The organism is Streptomyces antibioticus (assembly GCF_002019855.1).
Classification (GTDB): domain Bacteria; phylum Actinomycetota; class Actinomycetes; order Streptomycetales; family Streptomycetaceae; genus Streptomyces; species Streptomyces antibioticus_B.
This window is the reverse complement of sequence record NZ_CM007717.1, coordinates 3456233-3469672: the sequence shown is the minus strand read 5'-3', so window position 1 is coordinate 3469672 and position 13440 is coordinate 3456233. Positions and strand designations below refer to the sequence as shown.

The window sequence follows — 13440 nt, the reverse complement described above, 5'->3', positions numbered from 1 at the left end:
GTGTCAAAACGGACCATCTCCGCTGTGAGGAGGGCGAATGCCTCCTAGCGGACCCCCGCGTTCGGGTGTTGCGAAGATGTGCCAGAGTTGCCACGTCCGCCCTGTCAGCACGTACCGTACGGCAACACAGGTGGGACCAGGTGGGGCAGCGGGAAGGGGCAGCCGGTTTTGACCACGCACGCACCGCAGGCGGCGCAGGCCGTCACGCTGCCTACGACGCTGGACGAGGCCGTGGCGGCCCTGGCGGCCATGCCCGCCGCCGTGCCGGTGGCCGGCGGCACCGACCTGATGTCCGCCGTGAACTCCGGACTCCTCAGGCCCGCCGGGCTGGTCGGCCTCGGCCGGATCAGCGAGATCCGCGGCTGGCAGTACCAGGACGGCCACGCCCTGCTCGGCGCCGGACTCACCCACGCGCGGATGGGCCGCCCCGACTTCGCCGCCCTGATCCCGGCGCTCGCCGCCGCCGCGCGCGCCGCGGGCCCGCCGCAGATCCGCAACGCCGGCACGCTCGGCGGCAACATCGCCTCCGCCGCGCCGACGGGCGACGCGCTGCCCGTCCTGGCCGCCCTGGAGGCGACCCTCGTCATCGCCGGTCCGAACGGCGCCCGCCGGGAGATCCCGGTCTCGCACCTGCTGGCCGGCATGGAGATGCTGCGCGGCGGCGAGCTGATCGGGTACGTGCGCGTGCCGCTGCTGCACGCCCCGCAGGTCTTCCTCAAGGCGACCGGGCGCACCGGCCCCGGGCGCGCCGTCGCGTCCGTCGCCCTCGTCCTGGACCCGGCCCGGCGCGGCGTGCGGTGCGCCGTCGGCGCCATCGCGCCGATGCCGCTGCGCCCCCTGGACGCCGAGCAGTGGGTCGCCCGGCTCATCGACTGGGACAACAACCGCGCGATCGTCCCCGAGGCCCTGAACGCCTTCGGGGAGTACGTCGCCGCCGCCTGCATCCCCGACCCGGCGCCGGGCGTGGACGGCTCCGTGGCCGAGCTTCCGCCCGCCGTACTGCATCTGCGGCGCACCGTCGCCGCGCTGGCCCGACGAGCACTGGGGAGGGCGCTGTCGTGACCGACGACCAGCACGGAGAGGGCAGGCCCCCGAGCGGCGGCGGCCGCTGGGACCCGCTGCCCCAGGGCGACTACGACGACGGCGCCACCGCCTTCGTGAAGCTGCCCGAGGGCGGCATCGAGGCGCTGCTGGCCGGCGAGGCCCCCCCGCTCGCCGCGCCCGGTCACGGATACGTGCCCCCGCCGATAGCGGCCGCGCCCCCGACGGACGACACCGGCACCTGGGCGACCCCGGCGGGCGGCAGCGAGTGGCCCGCGCAGACGGGCCCGCAGACCGTCGGCGACGACCGGTTCACGTACAACCCGGGCTCGACCGGGCAGTGGAACTTCGAGGAGGCGACGGGCGCCGCGGCGGCGCCGGGCGGCCCGGGTGCTTCGGGTGCGCCGGGCGGTCCGGGCGGTCCGGGTGCTGCGGGTCACGAGGTGACCGGCCAGTGGTCGATCCCGGTGGTCGGCGGCGACCTTCCGGACGAGACCGGCGAGTTCACCCAGTCGTCCCTGGTCGAGCAGTGGGGCGGCGGCACACCTCCGGCCACCCTGCCGGGCGGCGCCCAGGCTCCCTGGGCGACCGGCGCGACCGACGGCGCGGGCCAGTCCTGGGCCCAGCAGGCGGAGGCCGCCGCGGGCCACACCGGGGTGCGGGAGCCCGTACGCCCGGACACGCCCGAGTACGGGCACGCGCCGGAGCACGGCGGGGCGCACGATCCGGCGCGCGGGCGTGAGTACGGCGGCGAGGCCGGGGAGCGCGTCGAGAGGCCCGAGCGACCCGAGCGGTCCGAGCGGCCTCCGGCCGGGTACGACACCGCCCCCGCGCCCTCGCGCGACACGCAGGACCAGGCGCCTCAGGAGGGCGTCCGGTCCGCAGCCGGGCCCACCGGGACCTCCGAGGACGCGACAGGCCGTCAGGAGGCCGCTGAGGCCCCCCAGAGGCCCGCCACGCCGTCCGCCGGCCCGGAGTCCGAGGCGCCCCGGAACGAGCACACCACCGCGCCGGACCGGGCGGACGCCCCGGACGCCCCGGACGCCCCGGACGCCGACGAGCCGCCCCCGCCCCCGGCCGAGGAGCACCCGCTCGCCTCCTACGTCCTGCGCGTCAACGACGCCGACCGGCCCGTCACCGACGCCTGGATCGGCGAGTCGCTGCTCTACGTGCTGCGCGAGCGCCTCGGCCTCGCGGGCGCCAAGGACGGCTGCTCGCAGGGCGAGTGCGGCGCCTGCAACGTGCAGGTCGACGGACGGCTCGTCGCCTCCTGCCTGGTGCCCGCCGTGACCACCGCCGGCAGCGAGATCCGCACCGTCGAGGGCCTCGCCGTGGACGGCCAGCCCTCGGACGTGCAGCGGGCGCTCGCCCGCTGCGGCGCGGTGCAGTGCGGCTTCTGCGTGCCCGGCATGGCGATGACCGTGCACGACCTGCTGGAGGGCAACCCGGCCCCCACCGAGCTGGAGACCCGTCAGGCCCTGTGCGGCAACCTGTGCCGCTGCTCGGGCTACAAGGGCGTCCTGCGGGCCGTGAAGGACGTCGTCGCCGAACGCGAGGCGCTCGCCGAGGAAGCCGAGGCGGAGGCGGACGCCGACGGCGACGAGGCCCGCATCCCGCACCAGGCGGGCCCCGGCGCGGGCGGCGTCCACGCGTCGGCGTTCGAGAACCCGGCGCAGCCGCACCCGCACGACCCGTCGTACGACCAGGCATACGACCAGGGCTACGACCAGGCGTACGGACCGGCCCAGGACGGAGGCCAGGCGTGAGCAACGAAGCCGCCACCGCGGACGCCGCCCCGGCCCCCGAGCCGATCCCGCACGGCCTCGGCGCGTCCCTCCAGCCCGCCGACGCGCGCGCGAAGACCGAGGGCACCTTCCCCTACGCCGCCGACCTGTGGGCCGAGGGACTGCTCTGGGCGGCCGTGCTGCGCTCACCGCACCCGCACGCGCGCATCGTCTCCATCGACACGTCCCACGCGCGCGAGATGCCCGGCGTACGGGCCGTCGTCACCCACGAGGACGTGCCCGGCCGGCCGGTGCACGGACGCGGCAGGGCCGACCGCCCGGTGTTCGCCTCCGAGGCCGTACGCCATCACGGCGAGCCCATCGCGGCCGTCGCCGCCGACCACCCGGACACCGCGCGGATGGCGGCCGCCGCCGTCATCGTCGAGTACGAGGTCCTCGACCCGGTGACCGACCCCGAGCTGGCCTTCGAGGCGGCGGCCCTGCACCCCGACGGCAACCTGATCCGGCACATCCCGCTGCACCACGGCGACCCGTCCGCCGCCGGTGACGTCGTGGTCGAGGGCCAGTACCGCATCGGCCGCGCCGACCCCGCCCCGATCGGCGCCGAGGCCGGACTCGCCGTGCCCCGCCCCGACGGCGGCGTGGAGCTGTACCTGGCCTCCACCGACCCGCACGCCGACCGGGACACGGCTGCCGCCGTCTACGGCCTGTCCACCGACCAGGTGAAGATCGTCGTCACCGGGGTGCCCGGCGCCACCGCCGACCGCGAGGACCAGGGCTTCCAGCTCCCGCTGGGCCTGCTCGCGCTGAAGACCGGCTGCCCGGTGAAACTCACCGCTACGCGCGAGGAGTCCTTCCTCGGCCACGCGCACCGGCACCCGACCCTGCTGCGCTACCGCCACCACGCCGACTCCGAGGGCCGTCTCGTCAAGGTCGAGGCGCAGATCCTGCTGGACGCGGGCGCGTACGCCGACACCTCCTCCGAGGCGCTCGCCGCCGCCGTCTCCTTCGCCTGTGGCCCCTACGTCGTCCCGAACGCGTTCATCGAGGGCTGGGCCGTCCGCACCAACAACCCCCCGTCGGGCCATGTGCGCGGCGAGGGCGCGATGCAGGTGTGCGCCGCCTACGAGGCGCAGATGGACAAGCTCGCCAAGAAGCTCGGCGTCGACCCGGCGGAGCTGCGGCTGCGCAACGTCATGGCGACCGGTGACGTCCTGCCCACCGGCCAGACGGTGACCTGCCCGGCGCCGGTCGCCGAACTCCTCCAGGCCGTGCAGGAGTACCCGCTCCCGCCGCTGCCCAAGGACACCCCCGAGGACGAGTGGCTGCTGCCCGGCGGCCCCGAGGGCGCGGGCGAGCCGGGCGCGGTGCGCCGGGGCGTGGGCTACGGCCTGGGCATGGTGCACATGCTGGGCGCGGAGGGCGCCGACGAGGTCTCCACGGCCACCGTGAAGGTCCAGGACGGCGTCGCGACGGTCCTGTGCGCGGCGGTGGAGACCGGCCAGGGCTTCACCACGCTGGCCCGCCAGATCGTCCAGGAGACGCTCGGCATCGACGAGGTGCACGTGGCGCCCGTGGACACCGACCAGCCGCCCGCGGGCGCGGGCTGCCGCGGCCGCCACACCTGGGTCTCCGGCGGCGCGGTGGAACGCGCGGCCAAGATGGTCCGCACCCAGCTCCTCCAGCCGCTGGCGCACAAGTTCGGCATGTCCCACGAACTCCTCCAGATCACCGACGGCAAGATCACCTCCTACGACGGTGTCCTGTCGACGACCGTCGCCGAGGAACTCCACGGCAAGGAGCTGTGGGCGACGGCACAGTGCCGCCCGCACCCGACGGAACCGCTGGACGCGGCCGGCCAGGGCGACGCCTTCGTCGGCATGGCGTTCTGCGCGGTCCGCGCGGTGGTCGACGTCGACATCGAGCTGGGCTCGGTGCGGGTCGTCGAGCTGGCCGTGGCCCAGGACGTCGGGCGCGTCCTCAACCCCGCGCAGCTTGCCGCGCGCATCGAGGCGGGCGTCACCCAGGGCGTCGGCATCGCCCTCACCGAGAACCTCCGCACCCCGCGCGGCCTGATCCGCCACCCCGACCTCACCGGCTACGCCCTGCCGACGGCCCTGGACGCCCCGGACATCAGGATCGTCAAGCTGATCGAGGAACGGGACGTGGTCGCCCCCTTCGGCGCCAAGGCCGCCAGCGCGGTCCCGGTGGTCACGTCCCCGGCCGCCATCGCCTCCGCGGTCCGCGCCGCGACGGGCCGCCCGATCAACCGCCTCCCGATCCGACCCCAGGCAGCGGTGGTCACGAGCCAGTAACGATCCGCGGCGCGTTCAGGCGTCCGCGTCGTCCGTGTCGTCCACGTCGTCCGGTTCGTCGAGGAGTGTCAGGTCCTCGTCGGTCAGGCGCAGGGTGGCGGCGGCGATGTTCTCGGTGAGGTGGGCCGCGTTCGTGGTGCCGGGGATGGCCAGGACGTGGGGGCCGCGGTGCAGGGTCCAGGCCAGTCGTATCTGGGCGGGTGTCGCGTCGTGGGCGCGGGCGACCGTGTGGACGCGCGCGTCCCGCTCCCGGGCCGCGGCGGCCTCGCGCCGCAGGCCGGAGACGGCGAAGAACGGGACGAAGGCGATGCCCTGTTCCCGGCACAGGTCCACCAGCCCGTTCTCGTCGGCGCGGCGCCAGTCCAGGCCGTAGGCGTTCTGCACGCAGACCACGGGCGCGATCGCCTGAGCCTCGGCGACGTGGTGCGGCCGGACGTTGGAGAGGCCGAGGTGCCGGACGAGGCCCTCCTCGCGCAACTCGGCGAGGGCGCCGAAGTGTTCGGCGATCGAGGCCGTGCCGTCGCTCCGCAGGTTCACCACGTCCAGGTGGTCCCGGCCGAGCTGGCGGAGGTTCTCCTCGACCTGGCCGCGCAGCCGGTCGGGGCGGGCCATCGGAAGCCACTCGCCGGAGGGATCGCGCCCGGGACCCACCTTGGTCGCCACGACCACGTCACCGCGCCAGGACGAGAGGGCCCGGTTGATCAGCTCGTTCGCGGAGCGCAGCGGCGAGAAGTAGAAGGCCGCGGTGTCGACGTGGTCGACGCCCTGCCCGAACGCGCCGTGCAGCAGTCGTACGGCGGCGTCGCGGTCGACCGGAGGGCCGTCGGAGTTGCCCAGCATGCCGTTGCCGGTCAGCCGCATCGCGCCGTAGCCGACGCGGTTCACCTCCAGGTCGCCGAGCTTCCAGGTCCCTGCCGCCGCCGCTGCGCTCACCGTGCTCCTTCATCTGTTGGCCGTCGGGCTCTGGAGTATGGGGCGGCCGCGGGGTGCCGCGACAGGGCGAACGGCTGGGGGGAACGCCACATCCGGAACGGGAACAAGCCGTCTCCGTAAGGTTGTTGGACTTGGTGTTGTTCCGGGGAGGCCGGGCGTGGTCTTTGGCCGGGCTCATTGTCAGTGGGGCCCCGTAGGCTGCGGAGCAGTGGGACGGCGCACTTCATGCACGGGGGACCCGATGGGCACGACCAGGACCACCACCAGGACGACGATCACCACCTTCACCGAGGACCGGCTCGGCCGGTGCGTCACGCTTCCGGCGGCCTTCGGGGCGTCGCGCGGGGCCGTCTCGGCGGCGTATTTCCTGTCCGGCCGGCCCGGTCCGGCGGCCGCGCGGCCGCCGGTGCCCGCTCTGGAGCGCCTGCTGCGGTGTGCCACGGTCGCCGATGAACTGGCGGCTCTGCGCGGGCAGTTCGCTTGTTACGCGGCCCGGCTGGAGCCGTCCGCGGTGGCGGAGGTGACACGGCGGCTGCTGGCGGTGTTCGAGGAGGCCACCGGGGGCGGGCCCGACCCGCTGTGGAGGATCGCGACGGTGATCCGTCCGCCGGCGCCGGGTGGTGCAGGGCAGGGGACCGGATCCGGCCTCGCCCTGGACCTTCCGTTCCGGTTGCTGGACGAGGAGTTCGGCGCGACCGGTGTCGTGCGCTTCGAGGAGATCGACTTCCCGCGGGAACTCACCCACGCCCCGACCCGCCGTTTCCTGCGCGAGGTGGGGCTGCCGGAGCGGGCCGACCGGTTCGCCCTGGAGACAGACGTTCCGCTCCAGACGCTCGACGAGTCCACCGGGGGCCGTCCGATCCGGCTCGGGCGGCTGCCGCGGGGCGCGAGCCTGGTGGTGGACGGCGCCACGGGGGCCGTCCTCACCTGGAGCGAGTCCGGCCCGCGCCCGCTCAACGCCGACGTCTCCACCCTGGCGTTCGCCCTGTGGCTGACCCGGCGTGAGCGGGCTCTGCGTGTGTTGCGGGAACTGACCGGGATATACGACGGGTTGGCCGAGGCGATGACCCGTACCCTCGCCGCCCCGGCCCCGGCCCCGGCCCCGTTGTCGTCTTCGGCTACCGGCAGCCGTCCACGTCGATCCGCACGATCTGCGGGTCGTGGTCGCTGGCCTGGTCGGCGAACTCTGCGTTGATGTGCACGACGTCGTAGTCGAAGCGCGTCACGGCCGGGCTCGTCAGGATGTGGTCCAGGGTCTGCGCGTTGCCGTCGAAGACGTAGGTGTAGCGCTGCGTGGCCGGCAGGGTGCTGATCAGCGGCTTGAGGACCTTGCCGGCCGTCAGCGCGGCGACGGTCGGGGAGAACTCGAAGTCGTTGAGGTCGCCGAGCACGACCGCCTTGGCCTTCTTGTCCGCCGCCAGCAGTGACTTGACGAAGGTGTTCACCGCGACGGCCTGTGCCTGCCGCTGCGTCTCGGAGCTGCGGGCCGGCGGCTGGTAGCGGCCGTGCAGGGGCTGGTCGCCGCCCTTGGAGGCGAAGTGGTTGGCGATCACGAAGACGGTCTCGCCGTGGAAGACGAACTCGCCGACGAGCGGCTTGCGGCTGCTGCCCCAGGCGCTGTTCGCCGGGTCGATCCGGCCGGGGGAGGCGGTCAGCCGGGCGCCCTTGCGGGTCTTGACCACCCCGGTGGCCGTGGTGGCGTCACCGCCGGGCCGGTCGGTGAAGGACACCCGCTTGGGGTTGAACAGGAACACCTGGCGGATGTTGCCGCCCGGCTCGCCGCCGTCCTGGTTGTTCGCGGGGGCGATGTACCGCCACTGGTAGCGGGGCCCGCCGGCCGCGCGGATGGCGTCCGTGAACCGCTTCAGGGTGGCCTCGGAGGTGACCGTCCCGTCGTTGACGGCGCCGTTGTCGTCCTGGATCTCCTCCAGGGCCACGATGTCGGGCGAGCTGAGGCTGACCGCGACGCCCTCGGCGAGCCGGTCGAACTTCCCCTGGTCGTCCAGCGCGTCCAGGTTCTCCACGTTGTACGTGGCGACCGCCAGCTCGCCGCCCTTCGCCCGGCGGGTCACCTCCCGCTTCAGCTTCTTGTCGACCCGCGTGCCGAGCTGCGTGGCCTGGACGTTGTAGCCGCCGTAGGTGGAGTAGTCGAGCGGCCCCGTGGTGGTGCCGGACAGCACGTCACCGACGTTCGCCACCGGGAAGGCGGCGGCGGTGTCGAGGGACATCACCTTCAGGCGGCCGGTGTTGGGCTGGTCGTAGGAGGAGTAGAGGGTGCCGCCGCGCGCGGACGGGCTCTCGTTCGGCTTGACCGTCACCCACAGCTCGTCGTAGGCCGTGGTCGCGCCGACCACGCGCGCGTCGGCGAACGTCACCCGCATGCCCTCGGCGGACTCGTAGAAGTCCTGCGCGTACACGCCCGGTTCGAGGGCGAGCGCGTCGATGCTGCCGCCGCCCGCGGTGGGCGCGTAGCCGGCGGGCACGCTCGCCGGGTCCAGGGTGACGGGCGCGGGCAGCGGGTTGCCGCCGGACAGCACGGTCACGGTCGGCGCGGTGATCTCGGTGACCGACTGGCTGGTGCTGCTCGGGTAGTACTCGCTGACCTTGCCGCTCACCAGCACGGAGTCACCGACGGCCACGGCCGGGTCGGCGGAACCGGTGTAGACGAACACGCCCTCGCTGGTGCGGGGATCGGCGTCGGCCTCAGGATCCTGGATCCAGTACCCCTTCGACCCGGAGGTCCGGACACCGGTGACGACACCGGGGACGCGGGTGACGGTCCGGCCGTCGAGAGGGGAGACCCGGGTGGTGCCCTGGATGTCGCGGACGCGGACGGTACCCGGGGTCGAAGGATCCCCGTCGCCATCGCCATCGCCATCGCCGTCCCCGTCCCCGTCTCCCGAACCGGGCGTCTCCCCGGCGGAGTTGACGGGCGACGGCGTCTGGGCGGCGAAGTCCCCGGCGTTGTCGTCGGTGTCGGTCAGGCCGGAACTCCGGGCCACGGAGGCGGTGTTGGAGGCACCGGCGGCCGGTCCGCTTCCCTCCCGCACGACGGCGCTGCCGTAGCCCACCAGGTCGACGATCCGGCTGTCCGCGGCGCAGTCGGCGGCGGTCTTGCAGGTCAGCGCGGCGGTGCCGGAGACCAGGGCGATCGTGCCGCTGGTGGCGCTCATGGCGATGGACCCGGTGGCGTCGGGCTCGGGAGGCGCGGTCGTCCCGCCGGTCCCGGCCCCCTCGGCCACCAGGAACCGCCCGCCGGGCGCGAGCGCCCCGCTCAGCGCGGTCACCTGCCACTGCGAGGACGCCGACGGCGACCCCGGCAGGTACTGCACGCTGTAGCCCGACAGGTCGTAGGCCGCGGAGCCCGCGTTGCCCAGTTCGACGAAGTCCCGGACCAGCGTCGCCCCCGAGTTGCCCCCACCGCCGTACACCTCGGCTATGACGGCCGTACCGGAGGGCGCCGCGTAGGCGGCGGGCAGGGACGTGATGGCGAACGCGCTCGCCAGCCCCACGGAGATGAACGCGTACCCGGCCCGACGGGAGGGGCGGGGTCTGCTGCCGGCGTTTCTGGACACGTTGACGGTCTCCTCGTACGTCGCGGTGAAGTCGGCTCAAGTTACGCGCGTAGAGAGGGGGCCGCCAAGGGGGCGGAGGTTAATTCCCGGGAACGGAACGGGGGTTGCGGGGCCGACGGCCCGACGGCCTGACGGCCTGACGGCCCGACGCGGTGGGCGGGCGAGCGCCGTGTCTCCCGGCTGCTCGCCCGCCCTTACGGCGCTACGGCGCTACGGCGCGATCTCGAACTGCGGGGGCTGAAGCCCCGCCAGGCAGGACGTGTCCGCCGACGTCGGCGCGTCGAAGAACGACCGGGTGATCGCCTGCGCGCAGGGTGATTCGGCGAAGGCCACGTGGGCGACGTACGGCACGGTCACGGTGGTGGCGCGGGGCAGGGTGCGGGCCACGTAGGGTCCGTTGCTCGGCGCGGTCTGCGCGTCGAAGCCCGCCGACATGACCAGGGTGGGGATGTCACTGCGGACGACGCTGCGGACGGCACGCGGTTGCGCGGGGACGTTCCAGGCGCGGCAGTCGTCGTGCAGGAAGGGGAGCTGCGGGGCATTGGCGAGGACGGAGCGGGGGAACGTGGGGAACGCGCGCCGTCCCGCCCGGATCACCTCGGCCTGGGTCTCGTACGGTGTCCACTCGCCGCAGAAGACGCCGTAGGCGAGCCCGTGCGCGACCCGGCCGACGGCCTGCGGGCTGAGCTTGCCCCCGGCCCACTGCTCGGCGATGCGCTGGGGGTTGCCGTGCGCCAACTCGTCGATGGAGCGCGGCACTCCGGACGCCAGGTGGGTGGCGGAGGTCAGCCAGGTCACCAGCGTGCCGCCGTCGATGACGACCTTCACCGGTCCGGGCTGTCCGGGGACGGTGACGTGGGTGGTGACCGGACGGGCTTCGAGCTTGCTCACCAGGTTCCGGAAGGTCCTCGACAGATGGGGATAGCGCTGGTTGCACGCCGGCTGCCGCGCGCAGGCCGCGAACAGTCCGTCGAAGCCCTCGCGCGCCGCCCTCCAGGTCACCGCGCCACCGGCCAGGGAGGGCGGCAGCACACCGTCGATGCCGACGGACCGGACGCCCTGCGGGTGCGTGCGCATATAGGTCAGCGCCAGGTCCGTGCCGTACGAGATGCCGAACACGTTCCAGCGCTTGATGCCCAGGGCGACGCGCAGGTCGGCGTAGTCGGCGGCGCTCTCGGTGGTGTTGTAGGCGCCGAGGTCGGAGGTGCGCCGCACCAGCCGGTCGCGGCAGGCCCGCGTCGCGCGGACGTGCAGACGCCCGGTGGAGGGGGCGTTGTAGACCAGGCCGACGGCACGGGCGTTGAACTCGTCGATGTTCGGGCAGGTGAGCACCGGATCGGCGGAGTAAGTACCCCGCTGGGACATGAAGATGACGTCCCGGTCGCGGTTCAGGCCGCCGTCGACCGCCAGTTGGGCCTCGGAGACGGCGTCGTCGCCGGGCCCGCCGGCGAACCACACGATCGGGTCGGGCGCGTGCCTGCGGGTGGCGGCCGGCACGACGGCGACGGAGAGGGTGATCTTCCGTCCCCGGGGGCGGGAGCGGTTCTCGGGCACGGTGAGCGTGCCGCACTTCGCCCCCTCCAGAGCGGGGACGGGGTCCGCGGTCCGCGGACAGGGGCCCGGTACGAAGCGGGAGTGGCCGGCTGTCCGGGCGACGGTGCCCGGGGTCGTCGTGGTTGTCGTGGTCGTCGTGGTGCCGGGCTCGGCCTCGGCGGGGGAGGCGGCGAGACCGGCGACCAGGAGGCCGGCCGTGGCCCCCGCGAGCGCGGCGGGCAGCCGGCGCGGCGGACGGTTGGACGTCTTACGTTCTCCAGGGCTGGACGTCATGAGTTCTCCCGGGCGGGGACGATGGTGAACGGCTTCGGCGTCAGGCCCGCGACACAGCGGGTGTCGGGCGCGGTGGGGCGCGTGAGGAACGAGGTCAGGACGCTGGCCGCGCAGGGCGACTGGGGGACCACCCAGTGGCCGATTCCGGGAATCAGCACGGTGGTCGAGCGGTACAGGGTGCGGGCCGCGTACGCGCCCCAGCGGGCCCCCGTCTTGGCGTCGAAGGTTCCCGAGAGCACGAGCGCCGGCACTTTGCTCACGGTCGTCACGCGCTGGACCCGGGTGCGGTCCGGGACGTTCCAGACGCGGCACGCCTCGTGCTGGAAGGGGAGCTGGGGTGCCTGGGCGAGCACCGAGTCGGGCCAGCCGGGGAAGGCCCGGCGTCCGGCCGCGAGCAGGTCGGCCCGCGAATACCCCGGCACTCACTCGCTGCACGCCACGGACTGGGTGAGGCCGTGCGCGAACTCGCCGATGACGGGTGTGGCGCCGGCGGCGCGGGCCCGGGCGAAGCGCCCCGGATCGCCGTGGGCGAGTTCGTCGAGCGCCGCGGGCACGTCGACGGCCGGGACGGCGTTGGCGACCAGCAGATTGACGAGCGCGCCCCCGTCGAGGACGACCTTGACCGGCGCGCCTCCCCCGGGAGGCTGTGCCTTCACCGTCAGGGGGTGTGCCTCCAGCCGCCGGACCTGCTGGGTCAGCGTGCGCGAGAGGTTCGGGTAGCGGTTCCTGCAGGCAGGCTGGGCCGCGCAGGCGGCGAAGACGGCGTTGATGCCCTCCCGGGCGCTGTCCCAGGTCCACGGCAGACTGACGATCTGGGGAGGTACGACCGAGTCGATCGCCAGCGAACGGATGCCCTGGGGGTGGCGGCGGAGGTAGGTGAGCCCGAGGTCGGTGCCGTAGGAGTACCCGTAGACGTTCCACCGGCGGATGCCGAGCGCCGTGCGCAGGTCGGCGAAGTCGGCGGCGTTCTCGGTGGTGTTGTAGGCGCTCAGGTCGACGCCTTGGCCCGCGAGACGGTCCCGGCACTGCTTGGTCGCGCGCACCAGGCGCCGTCCGGTCGACGCCGCGTCGTAGCGCAGCCCGACGGACTCCGCGTAGAAGCGGTCGATCTCCGGGCAGGCGAGGTTCGGCCGCGCGTAGAGCGTTCCGCGCTGGGTCATGACGATCAGATCGCGGTCCCGGTTCACGCCCGCGCCGATCACGAACGGCATGTCGCCGAACGCGTCGCCCCCGGGACCGCCGGCCATGAACACGACCGGATCCGCGCCCGGCTTCGGCGAGACGGCCGGAATGATCGCGACGGCCAGCCGGATCGTCCGCCCACCGGGCCGGGACCGGTTCTCCGGAACCTCCAGGAATCCGCACCGCCCAGGAACCGGCTCGGGCGTCCGCGGACACGGCCCGGGCACGAACCGCGCGGACGCGACCGGCCGCGGCCCGCTCGCGGAGGCCGTCGCGGCGTGGCCGGGTGTCGGGGCGAGGACACCGAGGAGGGCGAGGCCGACGGCGGCCACTGTGGCGCGAGTCCGCCGGGGGTGTCGTAGTGCGGACGTGCCGTTGCTGTCACTGCCGTGGCCGTCGCTGCCGCTCCTGCTCCCGCTCCCGCGAACGGTCGGCGGACAGCCCGTTCTGATGCGCTGTTCCCTCATGCGATCCCGTTTCTCTGACGTCCCCGGCCACGCAGGGCAGGGCTCCGCCCGCCACCGCCTGCTGCGGGCGGGCACCACGTGGGCCAGCCTGAGCGCGCGGACAGACGTCCACCACTCATGGGCTCCACTCGGAGCAGTCGTTGATCGAGGGGGGTGTTCGCGGGCAACTCGGCCGCACGAACGAGAGGGCGACACCCCCGCCAGGGTGTCGCCCTCTTGTTCTGCCTGGTCAGGCCAGGTAGAGGCCGTGGCGGGAATTGAACCCACGTACCTCGCTTTGCAGTCTGCTCACGCAGCCTGGGACTCGTACCGAGTCTGACCAGGCTCGTCCCCTTGGTCAAGCGGTTCAGGACAT

At 74.1% G+C, this 13440-nt stretch carries 9 protein-coding genes; 4 read left to right on the top strand and 5 right to left on the bottom strand.

Annotation, left to right across the window (positions count from 1 at the left end):
* Nucleotides 1-168 precede the first annotated feature (168 nt).
* The 3 genes from AFM16_RS15405 to AFM16_RS15395 are packed head-to-tail and all read left to right on the top strand — an operon-like array spanning nt 169 to nt 5101.
* A complete protein-coding gene (locus AFM16_RS15405) occupies nt 169-1062 on the top strand; it encodes an FAD binding domain-containing protein (RefSeq protein WP_030780351.1) in 894 nt (297 codons plus the stop codon).
* The gene (locus tag AFM16_RS15400; RefSeq protein ID WP_078633650.1) at nt 1059-2807 is read left to right on the top strand and encodes a 2Fe-2S iron-sulfur cluster-binding protein; all 1749 of its coding nucleotides are present in this window, start codon (nt 1059-1061) and stop codon (nt 2805-2807) included. Before AFM16_RS15405 ends, AFM16_RS15400 begins: the two co-directional genes overlap by 4 nt.
* A complete protein-coding gene (locus AFM16_RS15395) occupies nt 2804-5101 on the top strand; it encodes a xanthine dehydrogenase family protein molybdopterin-binding subunit (RefSeq protein WP_078633649.1) in 2298 nt (765 codons plus the stop codon). The genes AFM16_RS15400 and AFM16_RS15395 overlap by 4 nt, the downstream gene beginning before the upstream one ends.
* A gap of 15 nt (nt 5102-5116) precedes the next feature.
* On the opposite strand, the gene AFM16_RS15390 is transcribed toward AFM16_RS15395, so the two are convergent.
* Entirely contained in the window at nt 5117-6034 is a 918-nt protein-coding gene (locus AFM16_RS15390; RefSeq protein WP_078633648.1) for an oxidoreductase, read from the bottom strand.
* 241 nt (nt 6035-6275) lie between these two features.
* Here AFM16_RS15390 and AFM16_RS15385 point away from each other — a divergent pair, with 241 nt between their 5' ends.
* Nucleotides 6276-7229 carry an SUKH-4 family immunity protein gene (locus tag AFM16_RS15385; protein WP_078633647.1) on the top strand — a complete coding sequence of 318 codons (954 nt, stop codon included), beginning with the start codon at nt 6276-6278 and terminating at the stop codon, nt 7227-7229.
* On the opposite strand, the gene AFM16_RS15380 is transcribed toward AFM16_RS15385, so the two are convergent.
* From AFM16_RS15380 to AFM16_RS15370, 4 genes are all read right to left on the bottom strand, one after another.
* Complete coding sequence (locus AFM16_RS15380) at nt 7153-9546, bottom strand: DUF8508 domain-containing protein (RefSeq protein ID WP_078636967.1); 2394 nt, start codon at nt 9544-9546, stop codon at nt 7153-7155. The genes AFM16_RS15385 and AFM16_RS15380 overlap by 77 nt on opposite strands.
* A 273-nt stretch (nt 9547-9819) precedes the next feature.
* Nucleotides 9820-11436: an alpha/beta fold hydrolase gene (locus AFM16_RS15375; RefSeq protein WP_078633646.1), complete on the bottom strand. Its 1617-nt coding sequence runs from the start codon at nt 11434-11436 to the stop codon at nt 9820-9822.
* Nucleotides 11433-11858, bottom strand: a complete 426-nt coding sequence (locus AFM16_RS40015; RefSeq protein WP_245177705.1) for an alpha/beta hydrolase — start codon at nt 11856-11858, stop codon at nt 11433-11435. The genes AFM16_RS15375 and AFM16_RS40015 overlap by 4 nt, the downstream gene beginning before the upstream one ends.
* Nucleotides 11859-12950: an alpha/beta fold hydrolase gene (locus AFM16_RS15370; RefSeq protein ID WP_245177704.1), complete on the bottom strand. Its 1092-nt coding sequence runs from the start codon at nt 12948-12950 to the stop codon at nt 11859-11861. It lies immediately after the preceding gene.
* Between the last annotated feature and the right edge of the window lie 490 nt (nt 12951-13440).

Bases quoted from the DNA above. Each gene is read 5' to 3' on its own strand.
- AFM16_RS15375 (WP_078633646.1), bottom strand. From the start codon at position 11,436: ATGACGTCCAGCCCTGGAGAACGTAAGACGTCCAACCGTCCGCCGCGC.
- AFM16_RS15385 (WP_078633647.1), top strand. From the start codon at position 6,276: ATGGGCACGACCAGGACCACCACCAGGACGACGATCACCACCTTCACC.